Origin of the sequence: Photorhabdus sp. RM323S (assembly GCF_042879375.1) — a bacterium.
Taxonomy (GTDB): domain Bacteria; phylum Pseudomonadota; class Gammaproteobacteria; order Enterobacterales; family Enterobacteriaceae; genus Photorhabdus; species Photorhabdus tasmaniensis.
In genome coordinates this window covers 20,032-39,424 of sequence record NZ_JBHFKZ010000023.1, presented here as the reverse complement: position 1 = coordinate 39,424, position 19,393 = coordinate 20,032, and the positions used below count along the sequence as shown (strand labels likewise).

The 19,393-nt window shown below is 43.8% G+C and carries 15 protein-coding genes and 1 pseudogene; all 16 read right to left on the bottom strand.

Annotated elements, in window-relative coordinates; genetic code table 11:
* Window positions 1-78: 78 nt before the first annotated feature.
* Window positions 79-750: pseudogene (locus tag ACGF7G_RS11600) on the bottom strand (DUF4255 domain-containing protein); the annotation flags it as partial.
* 24 nt (window positions 751-774) lie between these two features.
* Window positions 775-2,859: an ATP-binding protein gene (locus ACGF7G_RS11595; protein ID WP_387465623.1), complete on the bottom strand. Its 2,085-nt coding sequence runs from the start codon at window positions 2,857-2,859 to the stop codon at window positions 775-777.
* A 9-nt stretch (window positions 2,860-2,868) separates the two neighbouring features.
* A complete protein-coding gene (locus ACGF7G_RS11590) occupies window positions 2,869-4,524 on the bottom strand; it encodes a contractile injection system tape measure protein (protein WP_387465622.1) in 1,656 nt (551 codons plus the stop codon).
* A 56-nt stretch (window positions 4,525-4,580) separates the two neighbouring features.
* The gene (locus tag ACGF7G_RS11585) at window positions 4,581-5,804 is read right to left on the bottom strand and encodes a tail fiber protein (RefSeq protein WP_387465620.1); all 1,224 of its coding nucleotides are present in this window, start codon (window positions 5,802-5,804) and stop codon (window positions 4,581-4,583) included.
* 101 nt (window positions 5,805-5,905) lie between these two features.
* On the bottom strand, window positions 5,906-9,265 hold the full coding sequence (locus ACGF7G_RS11580) for a hypothetical protein (RefSeq protein ID WP_387465619.1): 3,360 nt from the start codon (window positions 9,263-9,265) through the stop codon (window positions 5,906-5,908).
* A complete protein-coding gene (locus ACGF7G_RS11575; protein WP_387465617.1) occupies window positions 9,258-11,114 on the bottom strand; it encodes a hypothetical protein in 1,857 nt (618 codons plus the stop codon). Before ACGF7G_RS11575 ends, ACGF7G_RS11580 begins: the two co-directional genes overlap by 8 nt.
* Before the next feature lie 83 nt (window positions 11,115-11,197).
* Complete coding sequence (locus tag ACGF7G_RS11570) at window positions 11,198-11,614, bottom strand: hypothetical protein (RefSeq protein ID WP_133814574.1); 417 nt, start codon at window positions 11,612-11,614, stop codon at window positions 11,198-11,200.
* Entirely contained in the window at window positions 11,611-12,057 is a 447-nt protein-coding gene (locus ACGF7G_RS11565) for a GPW/gp25 family protein (protein ID WP_133814575.1), read from the bottom strand. The genes ACGF7G_RS11570 and ACGF7G_RS11565 overlap by 4 nt, the downstream gene beginning before the upstream one ends.
* Before the next feature lie 12 nt (window positions 12,058-12,069).
* Complete coding sequence (locus tag ACGF7G_RS11560; protein WP_387465614.1) at window positions 12,070-13,671, bottom strand: phage baseplate assembly protein V; 1,602 nt, start codon at window positions 13,669-13,671, stop codon at window positions 12,070-12,072.
* Window positions 13,668-14,351, bottom strand: coding sequence for a hypothetical protein (locus ACGF7G_RS11555; protein WP_387465612.1), 684 nt, complete (start codon window positions 14,349-14,351; stop codon window positions 13,668-13,670). The genes ACGF7G_RS11560 and ACGF7G_RS11555 overlap by 4 nt, the downstream gene beginning before the upstream one ends.
* On the bottom strand, window positions 14,338-14,517 hold the full coding sequence (locus ACGF7G_RS11550) for a DUF5908 family protein (RefSeq protein WP_133814578.1): 180 nt from the start codon (window positions 14,515-14,517) through the stop codon (window positions 14,338-14,340). The genes ACGF7G_RS11555 and ACGF7G_RS11550 overlap by 14 nt, the downstream gene beginning before the upstream one ends.
* The gene (locus ACGF7G_RS11545; protein WP_133814579.1) at window positions 14,514-14,972 is read right to left on the bottom strand and encodes a phage tail protein; all 459 of its coding nucleotides are present in this window, start codon (window positions 14,970-14,972) and stop codon (window positions 14,514-14,516) included. Before ACGF7G_RS11545 ends, ACGF7G_RS11550 begins: the two co-directional genes overlap by 4 nt.
* Window positions 14,973-14,990: 18 nt before the next feature.
* Window positions 14,991-16,199 carry a phage tail sheath C-terminal domain-containing protein gene (locus tag ACGF7G_RS11540; protein ID WP_387465609.1) on the bottom strand — a complete coding sequence of 403 codons (1,209 nt, stop codon included), beginning with the start codon at window positions 16,197-16,199 and terminating at the stop codon, window positions 14,991-14,993.
* Between the two features lie 54 nt (window positions 16,200-16,253).
* The gene (locus tag ACGF7G_RS11535) at window positions 16,254-17,663 is read right to left on the bottom strand and encodes a phage tail sheath family protein (RefSeq protein WP_387465608.1); all 1,410 of its coding nucleotides are present in this window, start codon (window positions 17,661-17,663) and stop codon (window positions 16,254-16,256) included.
* Window positions 17,664-17,674: 11 nt separating this feature from the next.
* Window positions 17,675-18,766 (bottom strand): phage tail sheath family protein, encoded by a 1,092-nt coding sequence (locus ACGF7G_RS11530; RefSeq protein ID WP_387465606.1) that lies wholly within the window; start codon window positions 18,764-18,766, stop codon window positions 17,675-17,677.
* Window positions 18,767-18,828: 62 nt separating this feature from the next.
* On the bottom strand, window positions 18,829-19,278 hold the full coding sequence (locus ACGF7G_RS11525) for a phage tail protein (RefSeq protein WP_387465604.1): 450 nt from the start codon (window positions 19,276-19,278) through the stop codon (window positions 18,829-18,831).
* Window positions 19,279-19,393: the final 115 nt, after the last annotated feature.

Genomic DNA, 19,393 nt, shown 5'->3' with positions numbered 1-19,393 from the left:
AATCAAATACCGTTTTATATTGGCGATTCTTGTGATGTTTTATATCGAGATAATGCTGATAAGAAATTACTTTCTGAATTGAACATCTTCTGTATCACCTAAATCGGCACATAATTTATCTTTTAGAACTTGATTTATTTGTAAACTGTCAAGATTGGGTTTTTGATCCACAGAAGCGGAGATTTTGCTGATGGGGGTCACACTCTCTTCAATATTTTGCAGTTTCATTGGTACGGTAATGGAATACATCAAAGAGAGGCGTGGACGATTACCAAGAGCTTGCCAAAAATTACCCAAGCTGTTTAAGTTTTCCTGTTGTGGAATCACTCGAGTATAGGCACCGGGAATGCCGGTTAATTGACGGTTATTAATTAAGGCACTTAAAACTCGTGTCATCACTTGTGCGGCTTGATTATTGGGCTGACTATCCGGGCTGGAACTGTCGCTTGATGGCTTACTGGCATCCCAGTAAGTAATTAAATAGTGACAATTGATGTTTATCCATCCCGGTAATAATGTGCTGGTCATCGGGTTATAACGTCTTGGTTCGGCAGTACGTAATTGTAAATCTTCATTGATATCATAAAGAAATACACTTACCGTTGGTTCCGATTGAATGGAGTTAATTTCGGGTAGATCAAAACGTATATCAATCTTATTTCCATTGGTATTTAAATATTGGGATAAAATATTATTTAATGCGTTATTAACTTCAACAATCGCATTGTCGGAAGCAACTATCGTTGTCATATTGACTCCAATTTTATGAGTTTATTAGAAAACCAGCCGGCCAGTTTTATTTAATTCGAGAGTAACTGCCCGATCTATATGTTTATTTTCGATTTGTTCACAGTGATCATGTTTTGCGAACATGGATGCTAATAAAGCAATATTTCTGATATTAGCGCCGGTTAAATCAGCCCGTTTAGCCAGATGTTCAAAATCAAGTTCATCGGCCAGTTTAAGCTGGTCAGGCCAAATGGTTTGCCACATTTTTTTACGTAATGCTTCATCGGGATAAGTGAAACGAGTAATAAAGGTGAAACGGCGGTTAAATGCACTGTCCAAATGACTGCGATTATTGGTAGCCAGAATGACTAATCCGGGATAATTTTCCAGCCGTTGTAATAAATAAGAAACTTCAATATTAGCATGTCTGTCTTGGGCGTCTTTGGTTTCACTGCGTTTACCAAATAAAGCGTCGGCTTCATCGAAAAACAGTACGCCGGAATCGGCTTCGGCCAGGTCGAAAATCCGGGAGATATTTTTTTCCGTTTCACCGATGTATTTATTCACCACAGTAGAAAGATCGACTTTAATCAAATCAACACCAAGATATCCGGCAATCACCTCTGCGGCCATGGTTTTGCCGGTCCCGGATTCGCCATAAAATAGCGCACTAATGCCGGTGCCGTAGCCTATTTTTTCCCGAAATCCGGCAGCCAGAATTTGTTCACGGTAATGAATAGCCGCGATAATTTCTTGTAATTGTTGAGTTAATACATCTGAGATGACCAGATCATTAAAGTTGCGTTTGGGGGTTATTCGTTGAGCTAATTTACCGAAATTTTGTTGAGCGCGAAAACTTAATGCCTTATGCAGATCGGTTTCTGTTAATTGGACTTCTGATTTTCGCAGTATTTGATATTGGTATGCTTCTTCAATAATCAGTGGTAATGTTTCCGCTGTAAATGAAAAACGCTGACACAATTGAGTGATGCTCATTTCCTGGATTATATTATTCGGCAAGTTTGCTTCCAACATCGTTTTTTTATCCGCCAGTGTGAGGGCTGGCATATCAATTTGCACTATTGGCAGCTGTTTAAGCCAGACTAACGCCTCTCCCGGCTCTGCCAGACAAATTGTTTTTAATTTTGGCTGATTCAATAAAGTGGATAATTTGCTATGCGATATTTTCTTTTCATCTGTGAGTAAAGAAAAGTTACGGATTAATAAGCAGGCATCGTGTAGCCGGGCTTCCCGTACGGCGTTTGTCAGTAAGTTAGATATTGTGGTTTGGCTCTCTTCGTCAGGCAGGAGAGCTAAATCGAGAGTTAAGGTATTAATATTATGGGACGCCATAATATGACTGACCGCTATTTCTCTGGCGCTGTCCTGTTTTCCTCTAAGTATAACCAGTGGGTGAATATCGTCTGTTTTATTCAGTAATATTTTTTCGAGTGAATGATAAAGGGTTTGTGGATACCAACTCTCTGAGTCTGGAGTACACCAATAAACACAGGTTGTCAGAGGCGGTAAAATAACCTGTTGTCCGGATAGAAAATGCCAGACAGCGCTATGAGTTAAAAATTGTGTCTGTAGCCAAATAGGTTCTTCGTGGTGATTGATTCGTAATAGTTGGTTACTGATTAACGGTGTTTGCGGTAAAAAATTGTTTTGCAGTAATTGCCGATCACTTTGGCGTTGGCTAAATAGTTCAATCGCTAAAGCAAAACTCGGCCACTGTTTTTTACTGTTACCATTGAGAGCAGCAAATAGTGCATGATACCGGCTGTCAAAATGCGGCAATAAACCCAATAGTAAGGCATCCCGTTCAAATTCAGTGAGTTCAAAACGCTCAACTAATAGTGATAATGGATCAAGGGTAGGGTTTTTCTCTGTTTCTGGGGAGCTAATAATATCTTCCGTTTTAGTTAGCCAATGGGGAATGCCCTGTGGTTTTGTCAGACGTTGTTCTAATTCATCTTCGGCGAGTAAAAAACTTTCCGGTAAGGAGTCGTATTTGTCACACTTTTGGTAATAGTAATGCTGTAACCATAGATCGATACGTTCCAAATGGGGATAAATCCAGTGTGATTTTGCCGCTATATCGTGGTTAATTGTCAGTGAGTAATCCATATAAACCTTCTAAATATTTTGCCAGTCGATGCGTAAAGGGTGATCCAACCAGGGAAGTTTGGCGATATTTAATGGCCACGGCCAATCAGCCAACAGCGCATCAAATGGTTGATGCTGGATAGTGATTTTGATTGCTTGCTCGTCTGCCAGTAATTCCCCCGGTCGTTGTAAAAACAGTTGACGGACATCATTACGGCTTAATTTTTTCCAGCCGGGAAGTTGGCTGATAACCGCATCCAGCCATTGATCTGTTATCAATTGTTTTTCCGGCTCGATAGGGATTGATTTAATATCTTTATCGGCTATTAGCCCACACAGCACGTAATTCAGTACTTTTCTTTCTGCTGGTCTCTCTTCGGTGCCCCAAATCAGGTAGTCAAGTAAATTAATGGCATTGAACTGAGCCTGACGATGGATAAATTTCTGTGCTTCAAGCAGGCCAAGTTGATTAAACAGCGCGGGTAGCATCGGCCACAGAATTAATATCCCGGCATTATTTACTTGGCGTGTAAGGGGGTGTTCAGGTAATAAAGTCTGCTCAGCGTGTGGTTTGTTGATGGTTTGAAGTGGGTTATGGTTATTTCCTCTGATAACCGATGGGTTATCTGATATTGATAATGCTTGCCGATCTTTGTCGGTTACTTTTTGATTTATCGAATGTTGATATTTCTGAACGCTTGACGAGTTAGCGCTACTCATGAATGGTTTTATCTCAGATCTATTTTTACCCGTGTGGTTTGGTATAAAGCATTCCAATAGATATTGGTGTTCTTCAACCGACAGGTGCTTTTGGCAAAGCCGTGAAACAGCAGCTGTTTGCCAGAGTTGTTTTAGCCAATTATTTAATGGGATATTGTGGGTCATAGTCTGACGAAATAACGTAATAACAGACGCAGTATTAAGTGTACCGTTACTGAGTTCAGTTGTAATACGCGAGATGATTTTTGCATCGGGTTTAAGTATTTCCTGTGCATTATGCCGCTGTATATATTCCAGTGCATTGAGTATCAATTGCCCGGAGGTGGTAATCGCTTCCTGATGATGTGGTTTATTTACCCTTTCGGATAATCTGTGATTAATAGCGCTCAATAAAGCAGGCTGTTTGATAGCTAAAAGCTGTTGTAGGCTATGTTCAGATAAACAGATTTTTGCTAATAATAACGCTGATTTGTTTTCTATCCGTGTTAATTGATTTATTAATTGCTTAATCTTGATATCACTATTTTTATTATTTGATATTGCCTCCGCTGGATTTAATTGGGGAGCTTTTTGATATAAGGCGTGAATGAAATTCTCCGCATCAATGAAATTATTATCGCCAGATAAAGAAGGATTATGGGTGATTTTATTTAGCATTGGTGCATTTAGGCGAATTTCTTCCTTATTGTTTATCTGATATTGGCTTAGTGCTTTATTTAAAGCAGAATTCAGCCGGATTGGAAACAGTGAATTAAAGTCATGTAAGCTTATTTCGCCAAGATCCAGGGTTAATGTTTCTAAATAGATATCTTGATTAATAGAGCGTTGAGTAAAGAATGTATTAAATAAGTTGTTTATATTAGCTTGATTAAGTAGGGAGCCATGCAATACTTTTTTAGCTACCTGTTGATTATTAGCCTCAATCGTAATGGTAATCCGATTTAACAGATTTGGCTCCGAAGTCATATTGATATGTCCTTTGTGATTAATAGATAATTAAAATTTCAATTGTTTAATAAATGTTAGGTTTTCATGATGAAAGCAAGAATGTAATAAGGGGGGATAATATTAGCATTCGCATCAACCGCATGGGTGTGCTCTTCTCCATTCCCAGTTTCAGATGTGTAAAGGTAATGAGGGCTAACATCATTTCCTGAAAAAAGATTTCTTTTTTCACCTGATGTAGAGCTCATAAAGTCAAGTTTGCCGGGGTTATTATCAATTTGTTTGCTTTCTTTTGTCTCTTTAATATCACCGTATCTTGAGCCTGTGCCGTCATAATAAGCCATTCCCCCTAGATGATTATGTTTTGGCATTTGATTCAAAGAAAGTTTTGTGCCTTTTATTGTGACCGTGAGTTTTTTATTTGTTGTGCTTATTTTGAACTCCTTAGCATTGGCATTACCTGAAGCTTTGTCACTACTTTTTCCATTAATACCAGAAAAATTTCCACCTAAAATAAACCGATCGAGTAAATCTGGTGTACCATTCTTACCATCACATAATGCCCATCCAGTAGGAGCACTACTGCCAGAAAACATCACAATCATTCCTCTGGGAAGTACTTTGTTGGGATCAATACTGACGCCGTTTGAATTAACCGTGATACCGTTACCTGCTTTGACTGAAACACCATTGCTATCAACGTTAATACCATTACTGGCCTTAACATCTAATCCATCACCTATTTTTATCCCCCAACCAAGCCTGACAGATATCCCTGTGGACTCGACATTGATCGTTTTATCTTTAACCTTTACAGAGACTCCGTTAGTATCAACATTGATGCCATTGTTGGGTTTGACTGAAACACCGTTGCTATCAACGGTAATACCGTTAGCAGGTTTAACGGTTACATTATCGTTATTTACAACAATTCCATTACCCGTGCCAACGCATATTCCATTGGTTTTATTAACCAGTCCACTACCAAGGTCTACAGATAAAATATCTTTTTCGAGTATTAATGGAGAAAAGTCTTGGCTGGAAATCTCCCCAATTTTTAAATTGAGTGTACCGTCATCACCCAGTTTCAATCCTTTTCCTGGGCCATTTTGTTGTGGTGCCTGACCACAGGCTTTGCGGCCCATATCAGCAATATTAATCAAGTCGGCATAATCGGTTTGTAATGGAATACTGCCTTCTTTAAAACGCTTTTTTAAATCATCTGCTGATGGGAGATTTGATTTAAGATTAATATTTTCCAGAGTGAGTTCTGCACTGTACAGATTATATTTTTTTACCATTTTTATCACCTTATATTATGTGTGTTATTACACTAAGATATATTTAAATAATAGAGAAGTTTTTAAAATATTATGATGTGGAAATAAATGAGGAGCCTATTTTATATTTTGTTTCCATCATAAATAAAGTGAAAACCAAATTTTGTCCGTGTTTCTCCTTTAAGGTCATTAGAATCAGATAGGTAATTCAATGATAACATCAGGGGTTTTTCGGTATGGAATAATGCGCCAGAAAGATCCTGATTATCGCCTAATACAAATCCGTAATAGAATGACCAGCTATTTCCTGCCGGGAGATCATATAAACTCATTGCTTTCCATGATGAGTTAAGCCCTACTTTTTTTCTTCCTTTAATATGCAATATCTCATCGGTAATAACACCATTTTTGTTTTTCTTAACTTTGACATAGTAATCTGTCCATGCATTAGCTGATTCCAATATTGCATATTCAGGCCCTATTTTATTATCATCGGTTAAGAAAACCAGTTTTCCTTTATTATCTACAGGTTGATATAGAAATTCTGAGACAACAGTGGCTTTATCACTCTCTTTATTAAGGTCAATATCTACCCGTATTACCCTTTTAGTATAAGGCACATACAGGAGCTGATTGGATTTTATGACGTCTTCGTTCCATTTATCGTCAGATTCACCAACCACCTCAATACGCTGCTGTTCGGTGGCGATTCGCATACTGCCAATACCCGTTGCGGCAGAAGGTAGTCTTCCCAGAGTTAAGGTTTCTAATATATGGTATGCTTCATCTCCTAAAGGCGCGTCATTGTTTTGCCAGCGTTTATAGGTGCTGGCAAAATCTTCAAAATGTTCCTCTGAAAGCCAGTGAATAATCATCGAAATATGCGCGGGGAATTCAGCTAAAATCTCAGTTTTCACCCAAGATTCCAGTTTATAAGGATCAACACGCTCATTTTCAATGAGTTGACGGTTAATTACGACACTCACTACAAATGAAAAGCGATCAGCCGCAGCATATTCTTTGCTGGAGAAATACCAGCGATAACGCCAGGCTTCTGCTGCTAATGGAAAGTTATTTTGTGAATCTTTGTTGCGTTTAATTAATATCTTACCCTTAATGCGATCAAATTTAATGACACGCGCTTTGAGTTCATATTCGGATCGAGGTTCAGTACGTACTGCACGGGCTGATATTTTTTGGGATGGTCCCGCGGGTGTAATGACATATTTTAGGGTGATTTCGTCATCCACTTTGATCATTGCAGGGAAGGGGCTTTGGGTGCTGGAGGTAATCCAACGTTCATCTTCGGTAACATTTTTATACGTCTCATCGGCATAAACCAGTTGATAATCCATATCTTCCAGCCACACCGGGCTATTTTGCCAACGCAACTTACCATCATCAAATGCCTGTTGCACCCGGTGTAGATTGTGCTCCAGATCCGTGCTGTTACCAATTCCAAGCGAGAATGTATCTCCTGTCACTTCGGTGATCATTTGGCCCCGTAACGGAAATTCTCTGTCATCTTCAAGGATAATCAGGTTAATTACCTGACCTTGCAGTAACCGGCCGGCTGAATTTTTCTGTGTGATCCTTAATTGATCATCTTCAATTTCCAGAGCATCAGGCTTTTGCTTTATATCGAATGTTGTGTCGGGTTTTACCGGTAATAACTGGCGATGCTCAATTAAGTAGAAAGGCAGTTCAGCCAGATCGGGGGTTTCGCTGAAACATTCCCCACCTAAACCCAACCGGGCTGCAATCCGTTTTTGCAGTGCTGATACTTTATCAATACGAATATTATTACGTTGATAGGTGAGTTCCGGTTGTTGAGCCAGATAACCGCGTTGGGTGTCCAGAAAATCTCGTGTGTCTAGTGTCAATGGTCTGGCTGCACGCTGAGTGCCAAAATAACCCAACAGATAATCCAGAATTGTCAGCTCTTTTGCATAGTTTGCATAGTCTTGTTGCTGAATATCATCAATATAGATTTGTGAATCATGACTTAGCCTGGTCATTAAATCAGGCATGATATTTTGATGAACGTTCTGGCTGACCATATTATCTTTAAAAGGCCATTGCACACCGTATACGGCTTCTCCCCGTTGTTTGAACGCCAAGAGTTTCGGCAACAGAGCGAGTTCAGCGCAGCCGTTAGCCAGCATTTGTTCAAAAGGCAGCATAAATTGGTGCAACTGTATTTGTTGTGGGGTACTGGCGTAGGCTTGTAATCCATAGCAGGCGGGTAATTTATTGCTCACCGGGTAGTAATCCAGGACTTTACGATGTTTCCCCCAGCCCAGTAATTCAGGCTGGGTATCAATCAGAGGCTTTGCAATTATTTTTTCTTCCACTTGTTGCTTAGATACGACAACTTTAACCCCACCTTTGGCGGTAATAGTGAGTGGGCTGGTTGGTGAGGTAATTAATGTTAATGGATCTTTTTTCCAGAGTCTGGGGTAATACCCCTGAGCAATTTTCCAGGACCAGTTATCTTTCTGACATGGAGAAATATTGCCATCGTGCTCACCTAATGTAAATCGGGTAATACTTTGTATCCCTGTGATTGCCAGTAACTGATTAACCAGGTGGCTGAGATTTAATAGAGTCGAGCCGGTGTAATCTTTGGCTTGAGGTAATTCCGGTATCCAACCGTGATGTAAATAAGGGCCGGAAAATATCTCTTCATTACTGTAACCCTGTTCTTTCATGACTTGGGTGGTATAGCGTAATGGTTTTGCCAGTACCATTTGTTCCGCTGTCATATAGACTTTGGCGAAGATATCGGCAATATCTTTAACATCATCGTCCAGCTCAATATCAATCTGTAATAAGAAATCCGTTGGTTTTAGCCAGATAATGTTACTGACGGATTCCCCCAGATTTCGATTATCCTTTAGGAAAGCTTTCAGCCGCTCTTGAGCCGGTGTTTTATTATCTTCCGTTTCTCGGTTGGGGAGTAAATAAAGCCAGTAGTTTCCTCTGAGTGCTAATGGGCTATCTGATCCGGAATTTTTAAAGCTGTATTCACGTTTTTCTTTGTTGTACCAATATTCATAGCGTTGATTGTCAGGTTCACGAATGAGCTGTACATCGTTAAAGAAAAAATAACCTTCACTTGTTTCATTGACTGTGTCGCTGCTATGTAAGTCCAGTAAAGCCCGGCGATAATCTTCCGCAGTGATTGGGCCACACGTCAGTATTTGTTGCGGGCCGAACTCTTTAGGAAAAATACCGTCGCCGGATGTCTGGTCTTCTTTTTTAGGCGTAAGCAGATCTTTGAGCGGTAATGAGTGACGGTAAGCCAGATCGGAGGCACCATAACAACACGCTTCTAATAAGGTGATGCCGGGATCATTTTCACTGGTATTGCTCCAGCCTTGGCCGGATTGCTGTTCAATCACCGTTTTGGCCTGAGTGAGTAAGGCATCAAAGGTAATGTCGTCTTTGACGATGGGAAACAGGGCGTCCTGATTATTCATTGTTAACTCCTTGGCTTGAATCTGACCAGACTAAAATCAGCACTTGATCATCGGCGGCCCCGATACTGTTACCTACGGCAGGGGTGGATAGGTCATCTTTAGTGGCGCTGATATGGCTCTCCGACGGGATAACTTTTTCCAACGTTAAATCCGTGACCCGTTCAACCAGAGGGGATTGTTGGATGGTGGCGAATAATTGGTAATAATCAATGTGGTTACCTGTCGTCACGCCGATAGCGGCATTTTCTCCCCACGGCATATATTTTCGGCTGAGTTCCTGCTGTAGCTGATGATGACCATAGGCGGGGTTAATACCTGAAATAAATTTCACTTGATAATTGACATTGACGCTAATGTATTTTGGGTTCTTGATCTTAATCGTTGTCCAAGGGCTGCTTAATTGGCTGATCCACTTGACCATCTCTGTCAGTCGGGCCGGATTTAACGTTGGGCGCAGCGCATCATCGTTATCTTTGTAGCGGCTGTCGGGGATCACAATCAGTTGTTGTTCTTTCGGCGCTGGGATTTTAGTTAACTCACTGGCAGAAGGGTATTTGACATCAAATAAACTGACAAACTGCTCTTTTAGTAAGGTGACAATGTTTCCCCAGCTCAATACCCGGTTACGGTGAGATAACCGGGCTGGGATCCGCGTCAGGAAGGTTTGTTCAGTTTCTTGTGGGTGACCATCCCAGGAGACCCAGGGTTGAGTCACACCACTGATGGCAACGGATGTATTGACCGGCTGTTTAATGCTTTCTGCGGCTAATCCGTTGATAAAGTGCTCCTGCTCAATGGTTTCTACGTTGATTAACTTGGCGGTGGTGGCGTTATACAGGATGCCTTTAATTCGTGGGTAATCTTGGGCTTCAATCTTATTGGTTATCTCGGCTTTCAGCCAATACCGTCCCGTTGGCATCAGGGCTGCCTGATTTGAAGCATCCTGTGGCAATAGTGTGCGCCAGATCCCCCGGTCAAACAGGTTACGGGTTTGGTCGTGGACTAGTTGATTGATTGGCTGCCAGATATTTTTCTGATTTAGATAAGACCAGGATAAATTAAGTGCTTTAACACCTTCTGACTGCCAATATAAAGATAAAGTTTGTCCCGGTAATACATTGGTAAAGCCTAAGTAGAATGTGTCATGGGTTAATGACGATATATTTGCTTCGCCCCAATTCAGGTGGTCAGATTGGACCTCAAGATCATGAGATGTTTCGCTAAAAAGTTGAATACCGTTTTTGGGGAATTCAATGTTGTCTGAGTCACTTAATAGTATTGCTGATTTCCAGACATTGCCCACTTTTCGATACCAACGCAGATCGGTTAACTTTCCCTGATTCGCCAGTAAATCCGTATCAGATGCATATTGTAACGGATTACCGGCATTGTCTTGCCCCGCATCAAACCGCGTTCCTTGGGCTACCAGAAATTCTGGGTTATCCGTATTCAGCGTAATACCGATAGCCACTTTATCCGCTTGCGCGCTTTTAGGTTTCAGCCCCAATAATTCCCGGTAATAAAGATCACGATGCCGTGCCGGGAAGGTATTTAATAATCGGTTGGTTGTTTCTAATAGCGTTAAAAAAGCCAATACAAAAGCTTGATGTGCCGGTAAAGATCCATCCGTTTGATTAATGTTTTGGTAAATATCCGCTAATTGCTGAGGATGATTTTCCTGAATAAAATAGAAACTGTCCCAGAACTGATTTTTGGCTTGATCGAAAGGGATGTTTTCAGCGTAGGTTTTAAGCCAGTTTAAAATATCCAGCGTACTTCTTTCATCAAGTTTAAACGCAGTATCCGGCACAATAGCAGAGAGTTTATTATCTAACCCGGCCTGTCCCATATTTATACCACCTGTTATTCGAATATTCCTGATAGATTTTCAGGAGAGCGTTGTTATTTAAAAATAAGATTGAAGGGGACTATTTACCCGGCACTGACAATATATTGACTGGCAATAAAACGGCCTTTGCCCATACTTGGCGTTGTGACATCCGGGCCACTTGATGGATTATTTGCCGGTTGTGACGGAGTAAAACGGGCGATAAATTGCTGGCCGACAACAATCACCGTGGCAGGGCTGCGGCAAAAGTTTGCTTGCTGGCTGGCATCCAACTGAGCAATGGTGACCATCCCCATGCCGGGTACCGGGTGGCTGGGGGTAATATATTGCGCCTGGAGTTGGACCTTTTTTTCATCGCCGACAATGGCGATCTTTTTGCCCTGAATTTGGGCGTGTCCGCTGCCCCGGATGGTTGCTGGTCCCAGAATAGTGACCTGCCGGTTACCGAATAACGGTTCGAACAGCAAATTGTCGCCATCCACCACCAGTTGTTTGCTCATAGGTTCACCCGTAACTGGCCCTCGCTAACTTCAAGGACACCTTCAAGTTGCTGGCTGATTTCGCTGCCTCTCAGGGCGTAACTGACCTGAATATGCAAGGTATTAGGTAAATCTATTCTCTGGTTCACTTGGATCTCGGTAATATTTGCGCGCGGTTCATAGCGCAGTACCCGCTCTTCAATCCGGGTTTGAATCTCTGCCATCAATTCGTCACTGATATTGGCAAACAGATAATCATTCAGGCCACAGCCGTAATTTTCCCGCATAATCCGTTCGCCGGGTTCGGTGAGAAAAAGGATTTTCATATTCTGGCGAACATTCTCTGCGCCTTCCGCGATGGTGACGCCGGTGGGTATTTCAGGATAAGCATTATCTTTTATCGAAAACTGTGGCGGAAATGCCCAGCCCCGGCCATAAATATCGGCTAATATTTTGTCTGTCATCGTATTGCCTTATTATTGTGTTAAGTTAATTTTCGTACCTTTAATATCGACACCGGATTTTCCCGTGGCTGATAGAGATTTTTCGGCCTGTAGGTTAATTTCCTGGGCATTAATAATGAGATTCTGAGTGGAATTAAGCGTGATATCTTTATCCTGTTGCAGCGATAACGTGTTTTTTCCGCTATTGAGTGTGAGAGTTTTATCTTTATGGTCGAAGATTAATTCCTGTTGATTATCTCCTTGTTTGATGACCAGGGTTTTCGTTTGATTTGTTTCACTGGGTTCTATCGGTGCTTTATTTTTCGGGTTGTGCATGGCGCCTAATATCACCGGGAATCGGGGGTCGCATTCAAAGAAACCGATAATCACCTCATCCCCCGGTTCAGGATAAAAGCAGAATCCGCTTTCGTGGCTGGCATAAGGTTTACCTAAGCGGGCAAAAAGCACACCGTTGGTTAAGCTTAAGGCGGGGATCCTGACCGGAATACGTCCCAGCGACTGGTTATCTTTTTGGTATTTTTCCACGATACCCACATGCAGCTCTTTAACCGGCGGTACAACTTGCTCGGTTTCTGGCAGCAGGCCCAGCGTTAGCCGGGTGCGCCAGCCTTGCCGCTGATTAATTGTCTGACTCACGCCGGTGATAATTCCCTGACCATCCATTCCTTGACCAAAGCCGCTTAACGCCAGGAGATGGCCCGGTTGATAACGATCATGGCCTTCGACTTCAAAATTGCCGGAGACATTATGATTTCGCCGGTTATTCAGGATGCCCTGAGCAAGATGTTTGGCTTGTCCGTTATCCAGCGGATAGCTGAGAACCCATTGCCACTCCTGACTGGTCAGTGGTGGCAGATTATCTGCGGCGAGTTGACCGCGGCCAAGGCCACTGCTTTTTGCCTGATTTGCCTGCGATAATTTTTGTTGGGTGATATCCCAGGATTGCACACTCACTGTTTTCGGGCTGCGCTGGTTATCCCATTGCAGATTCGCCTCAAATAGCACCACATCTTGAGTGTTGGCTCGCGGGTGGATCGTATGCACGGTTGACTGATTCAGCGATTCAGGGGTAATCAGCGTCACGGTGTCATTGCCGGGCAGCAGCCAGATATTGGTGGCGGCCAGTCGGCTTTTTAAGAAGGCCCAGTCATGACAGCGGAACTGCACCATTTGTTCATGCACCGTTTTCAACTGAGGCGCTTGTTTTATCGTTAGCGGAACTCCTGCTTGGCTGAATAGCTTTCTGATAATCGTTTCATCACTCTGTTGGCTGAAAAGTTGTGAGTGGAAGTTGTGCGTTAATTTTTGCAACGGATGTTTGGCTGTCAGGGTGATGATGCTGTCCTGACCTTTAAGCCCAAGCGCTTGCCGAACGATGATCCCCTTAAACAACACGGTTTTTTGCATCTGCACGATAAGTTCATGATTTGGGCGGCAACTTGCCAGTTCAGCCTGAGCTTTAGCGTCAAAAATATGGCTGGCATCACCGGCGATACCCAGTGTGATGTTAACCGAGGGAATGCCATTGATATGATGGTTTACTGTCAGGCTGATAACAGTAAGTTGATTGAGTGCTTTGCCGCCTATCTTGATGGTTATCGCCGGTATTTTCATACATCCCCCTTGGCTTGCAGCGTTTGTCCGGGAGTGAAATCGTCAAGATTATCCAGTCCGTTTTGCCAGGCCAGAGAGAGATAATCAATACCGCCGGCCAGAGAAGCGCCGGCGCCTAAGGCGATCAACGGCAGAGAGAGCATATCGGTGACGCTGACCGCGGTGACCGGCGGCGATTTTAATTGCTGCTCGGTGGCCTGAATAACGAAACTTTCGTCCGCCACCAGAGATAAAGTGGCGCTGGCCCGCAGTGGTGTGGCGTCCCGGTCAAACAGGGTGTAATCAATGCTGAGGCCGCTGGCCCGGCCAGCGAAATAGCCTTTGTTTTCCCAGCGCATTTTGCCCCATTTGATTTTCAGAAAGTGGGGCACTTTGGTACTGGCATCCACGGCACACAGGGCTTTCAACGTCGCCAGTTGTTTTTCTACCGGCGTGTTGTTGCCGGGCATCGTGGCATCAAACAGCAGGATTAACGACAGGCCCGCAGGTTGGGATAACACATAACGGCTGCTCTGGCTGGCACTGTTAACGCTTTCATCCTGATGATAGCGGGTTTGATAATCAAGCTGGATGGCATCGGGGTTGTACATCGCCTGTAAACTGCCCACGGCGGTTTTCCCTTCCCGGTCTTTGAAGGCGGTGAGGGTAAGTCTGGACAGATTACGTTCAATTAAGCTCATAATGGCCTCCTGTTTCACGCAATGCGTCCAGTACTTCCCGTTTCACCCTCTCAATCAGACGGGCGTTATCCAACGTTTCCTGCGCTAATGTCCGTGGAGCGACAGGGTCATTCGTTGAGTCGATGACTTTGGCCTGAATAATCAGTTCCTTAATTTCGACAGTCATACTTTCACTCCTAACCAGCGCATATCCTGATAACGTAATTCCAGAGAGTTCACTAAAACGGTGTTGCTATTGGCATCAAAGTCGCCGGTGGACCAGCGAACCGGCAGGGCATTACTTAACGTCCAGCTTGCCACGGGGATTGAATTTTCATTCAGCAGCATAATGACGACATCGGCATAAACCGCTTTTTCACCGCGCAGGACGCGATCAAACACCAACGTGAGTGGCGTCACTGTCATCACACCGCGCTCCAGCACCAGACTGCCGTGCTGGATCTTCTCAGCCAGCCAGGTATTTCTGGCGTTTTCACCGCCCTGGCTGTGTTGGCTGGTTTGCAGCTCACGGCTGAGGCCCGATATACGCTGGAAGGCGATATCCAGTGGGCTGGGGATATTATTAAAAAGAAAACTGGCGATAAAACGGTGTGACACCGACGGGGTGTATAAATTGTTCATATTTTGCCCCTGCTTGATTTAATGGGTGATTCCGGAACGGGTATCAAATGTCAGGCTCAACTCGATAAATTCCGCTGGAATTAATACTGATAGCCTGATTTTCATGATCATTTTCCCGGCTCGCAGATCGGTTTCGCTCATTGATTCATCAAGGCCCAGTAACACTTCAAATGCTTGATCTTCCTGTGTGCCTCGCAGTCCGCCTTTTAACCATAACTGACGCAGCCAGTTATAAGCCTGACCTTTGAATTTCATCCAGGTGATGGCGTTATTGGGTTCAAAAACAAAAGCGCGGCCCAGTTGGGTCATATGCGCTTCGATATAGGAAACCAGACGGCGGGTTTGAATATAGCGCCAGGGGGAGCCGGGTGTGTTGTCCAGGGTGCGGCATCCCCAGATTTTAATCCCTTTGCCGGGGAAGCTGCGAACCAGATTCAACGAAGTGCCATTGGGATTAAAGAGGCCATCGGCTTCAATATAAGCGCGTATCGGGCTTATCACTTTGGCTAACGCGACATTAGCGGGTGCATGCCAGATAGCCATTTGGGTATCGTTACGCTGGATAACGGCAGCAACCGCTGCGGTAGGTGAAAGCACGACAGTATTTTGCGCGTTATCCTGATAGGCACTGTTTAGCCTTGGCCAGTATACGGTGCCCCATTGTCGATCACGTGAAGAAAACTGCGCTAAACATTTCTTGGCCAATTCAGGATTATCCGGGGCATCCAGCAATCCCATCATGCCGCGCCGGCTTTTGCAAAGATCGAGTACCGATTGCCAGGATCCCAGCCAGAATTGAATTTTGTCGTGTTGAACGATGTCTGAATCGGGATCATCCATCTGATTAAGGTAGACAAGATCAGGGACGACAATCAGCGTGATTGCACTCTCTGCGGTAATCGCTTGTTTAACCCAATCCTGTTGCAGTGTGGTGGTCAACGATTGAAAATCGTTTAGTGGTTTATCTGTTCCCAGTGGCAATACATAGGCTTGCTGACCCCCATTTTCAAAGAAGTGACGCACTGAATAGTACATCAATCCTGATCCCTCAAATGACAAGGTAAAATCGGCCAGGCTGGTGAGCTTGACGGCAGTTTTATCGCTGACACGGCTATTTTTGGCCGGTTGGGTATGACCAATAAAAACCGGTACACCGATAAATGCATTATCTTGTTTCTGGGATATCAGGCTCTCCGTTATTGTGACGCCAGGCGGTTTTATGTCCATTATCGTCTCCTCAATGACTGAATAGACGCGGTGTTTAACCGCGTCTCAGTACGGTTACTGTGCTACATTTTGTGAAAATTGCAGGATAATAAATTCTGCCGGACGTACCGCCGCCATCCCCACTTTGACGATCATTTTCCCTTGTTTAATGTCAGTATCGGACATGGTGATACCCTGACCAATCTGAACAAAATAGGCTTCCTGCGGGTTATTACCGGCCAGCGCGCCTTGTTGCCAGAGTTGATAGAGATAGTTGTCAATGGCTGACCGAACCCGTTCCCAAGTGGGCTGGCTATTGGGTTCAAAGACAGAAAATCGCATTGCCTGCTTGATATCCCGTTCTGCGCTATTAAATAAACGCCGAACCGGAATGTAGCGCCAGTTGTCATCATCTTGCAGAGTACGCGTACCCCAGACGACAAAACCTTTGTTGCTGAAATAGCGAATAGCATTGATACCTTTTTGATTCATGGTACCTTGCTCATCTTCCGTGAGTCGATCCGCTACATCACTAATACCGCTGAGAACAACATTCGCCGGTGCTTTCCAGACGCCACGGCTGGCATCAGTGGCGCAATACACGCCCGCCATGACTACGCTGACAGGAATAATGTTGCTTATGTTCTGTATTGCATCAACAGCCTGTTGATAGACACCCGGATTCTTCTCTTTGAGTTGTGTCAGATTAGTGATTTTGTCTGGTTGTGTTGTTGCATCTTCATAGCCTGAAACTGCGACAAGACTATCTTCCGTTTGAAGAAGCTGTGAAACTTTCACTGCGGGATAATACGTTGCGGTTTGTGATTGCACGTTAACGCTGATTGCGGTTGTTTTATCCTGATTGTCGGCGATAAGAAAATATCCGGCATCCAATAAAGGGGTCAGGTTGCTATATATCGTACTTTGGTAAGAAGGATCCTGTTCAGGGCAAACGATCAATGTAATGTCCAAAGCCTGCTTAATTAACTCAGGGATTAAAGCCAGAGTTTTAGTCTCTTTTTCCAAATCGGCAATTGGCAGGATATAACAAGGACCGCCGCCATTTTGGAAATAAAGTTTTAAAGCATCACTGCTTGTTGTGTAGGTACCGACAGTCACCTCGTAGGTGTAACCGGGTTCTTTATCTTCCGCATGGGGAGCGGCTTTTACCGCAGCAGCAACTTCTGTTTCTGTATCGTTCTTGACTTCTGCATTGCCTTCGGCTGTTTCAGGTTCTACCGGTTTTTCAGGTTCTACAGTAGATTTGGTTGATTTAATGACTATTGACGTAACACAACCCACATGAAACTGATGAGTGAAATCCAGCCAGCTACTAACGCGAGTTACTTGTGGCGTGGTACTGGTTTTTTGGGGTGAGAAACGGCCAATAAAAACGGGGATTGCCGTATTTCCATGACTGACAGAAAGCGCCAGTGAGGCATCTTCTTCGATATAGACGCCAGGATAAGTTGGTGTTGTTGGCATATTGCCTCCGATTATTGAGCGATGTTCTGTGTGAACTGCAAGATAATAAACTCGGCTGGGCGAACAGCGGCCAGGCCCACTTTGACGATCATTTTGCCCTGCTTGATATCATCATCGGTCATGGTGACGCCTTTACCGATTTGAACAAAGTAAGCTTGTTCGGCTTTATTGCCCATTAACCCGCCTTGTTGCCAGAGGGCATAGAGATAGTTATCGATAGCCCGGTGGACGGCTTGCCAGGTGGGTTGGCTGTTGGGCTCAAACACCGCGAAGTTCATGGCGTTTTTAATATCCCGCTCTGCGCTGTTAAACAGACGGCGAACCGGGATATAACGCCAGTTATCTGTGTCCTCAAGGGTTCTGGCTCCCCAAACCAACGTGCCGCTTTTAGGAAAGGTACGGATCATATTCAGCGCCTTACCTTGGTTATATTGTGCTTGCAGATCATCGGTTACCGGGTATTTAGGTTGCAATCCTCCTTGAATCGCCACATTGGCCGGTGCTTGCCAGACTCCCCGGCTGTTATCGACACTGGCATAAATACCGGCCATCACTGCGCTGGGTGGAATATCAACGGAGGCTTTCTTCTCTCCCCATTCAGCGGTCAGGTAAGGGTAATAAACTGCGCCATAAGCAGTGGCAGTATAAGATTTGAGGACATCATCTGGTTTTTTGTCCGAAGTTATTTGATCTTTTGGACCATCAAAAATGGCGAATAAGCCTTTGCCCGGTTTACAGAGTTGCCCCGCAACCTCATTGATCTCCTCTCCGGCAGCCACCAGCAATGTGACATCGTCGAGTTTTGGAACTTGTTTTGCTAAATTTTCGGTTCTGATGAGATAGCAATATCCGCCGCCGTTAATAAAATAGGCGCGCAGTGCAATATCAAGTGTATTGGTAGGATCAAATTGCCTATTTGTGAGTGCCAGATAGTCTAACCAGCTATTAATACGGGCGGGTGCATCATCTGATACAAATGAATTTTTATCGTCGCTGACGGCAACGGCAAAAACAGGCACGGCTGTTGCACCGGAACGGACAGAGAGTGCGGGTGAGGCATCTTCTTCAATATAGACGCCGGGATAAGTTGGTGTTGTTGGCATATTGCCTCCAATTATTGTGCAATATTTTGAGTAAACAGCTTTATAAAGCGAACCTTAAAAACTTAAGACGCTTGAATAGTAACTCGATCGGCTGTCAGGCTAATTTCCTGAACAGCAACTTCATTGCTGGTGGCATCAAAAGCAGGAGAGGTTAAAGAGGTTGGGAAAGCATTTGCCACGTTCCAGGTCATTAAAATTTCAGTACCGGCTTCGTTAGTCAGGCTGATTGAAATATCTTTTTTCTCAACCTGATTAAGCTGGATGGAATTAAGCCAGTCGAACAGTTTTGTATCACCGGAGAAGACACCTTTACGCAGGGTAATATTGATCGCCTGACGTTGACCCGGCATCTTATAGTAATTACCGGTGCCGTCCTTATATTCGATGACATCATAATTAATATCGAGTCCGGAAACGTTGTTAAAAGGGATTTTTTCATCACCGATTGAGACAACAAACCGGTAAACAGGAATCGGATAATCAACAGCGATTTGTTCTGGAGTTGTAGCCATAATTTTTTCCTTGATTAGTTATTTACGTTGAAAAGATAAACAGAGTGTTATTGCTTTGTTTTTTCTGGCATTGAGCTATGGGTATAGCTACCGCAGCAACCTGACGTAGAGGTTA

Coding starts and splice junctions, on each gene's coding strand:
- ACGF7G_RS11595 (WP_387465623.1), bottom strand. CDS start 2,859: ATGGATTACTCACTGACAATTAACCACGATATAGCGGCAAAATCACAC.
- ACGF7G_RS11590 (WP_387465622.1), bottom strand. CDS start 4,524: ATGACTTCGGAGCCAAATCTGTTAAATCGGATTACCATTACGATTGAG.
- ACGF7G_RS11585 (WP_387465620.1), bottom strand. CDS start 5,804: ATGGTAAAAAAATATAATCTGTACAGTGCAGAACTCACTCTGGAAAAT.
- ACGF7G_RS11580 (WP_387465619.1), bottom strand. CDS start 9,265: ATGAATAATCAGGACGCCCTGTTTCCCATCGTCAAAGACGACATTACC.
- ACGF7G_RS11575 (WP_387465617.1), bottom strand. CDS start 11,114: ATGGGACAGGCCGGGTTAGATAATAAACTCTCTGCTATTGTGCCGGAT.
- ACGF7G_RS11570 (WP_133814574.1), bottom strand. CDS start 11,614: ATGAGCAAACAACTGGTGGTGGATGGCGACAATTTGCTGTTCGAACCG.
- ACGF7G_RS11565 (WP_133814575.1), bottom strand. CDS start 12,057: ATGACAGACAAAATATTAGCCGATATTTATGGCCGGGGCTGGGCATTT.
- ACGF7G_RS11560 (WP_387465614.1), bottom strand. CDS start 13,671: ATGAAAATACCGGCGATAACCATCAAGATAGGCGGCAAAGCACTCAAT.
- ACGF7G_RS11555 (WP_387465612.1), bottom strand. CDS start 14,351: ATGAGCTTAATTGAACGTAATCTGTCCAGACTTACCCTCACCGCCTTC.
- ACGF7G_RS11550 (WP_133814578.1), bottom strand. CDS start 14,517: ATGACTGTCGAAATTAAGGAACTGATTATTCAGGCCAAAGTCATCGAC.
- ACGF7G_RS11545 (WP_133814579.1), bottom strand. CDS start 14,972: ATGAACAATTTATACACCCCGTCGGTGTCACACCGTTTTATCGCCAGT.
- ACGF7G_RS11540 (WP_387465609.1), bottom strand. CDS start 16,199: ATGGACATAAAACCGCCTGGCGTCACAATAACGGAGAGCCTGATATCC.
- ACGF7G_RS11535 (WP_387465608.1), bottom strand. CDS start 17,663: ATGCCAACAACACCAACTTATCCTGGCGTCTATATCGAAGAAGATGCC.
- ACGF7G_RS11530 (WP_387465606.1), bottom strand. CDS start 18,766: ATGCCAACAACACCAACTTATCCCGGCGTCTATATTGAAGAAGATGCC.
- ACGF7G_RS11525 (WP_387465604.1), bottom strand. CDS start 19,278: ATGGCTACAACTCCAGAACAAATCGCTGTTGATTATCCGATTCCTGTT.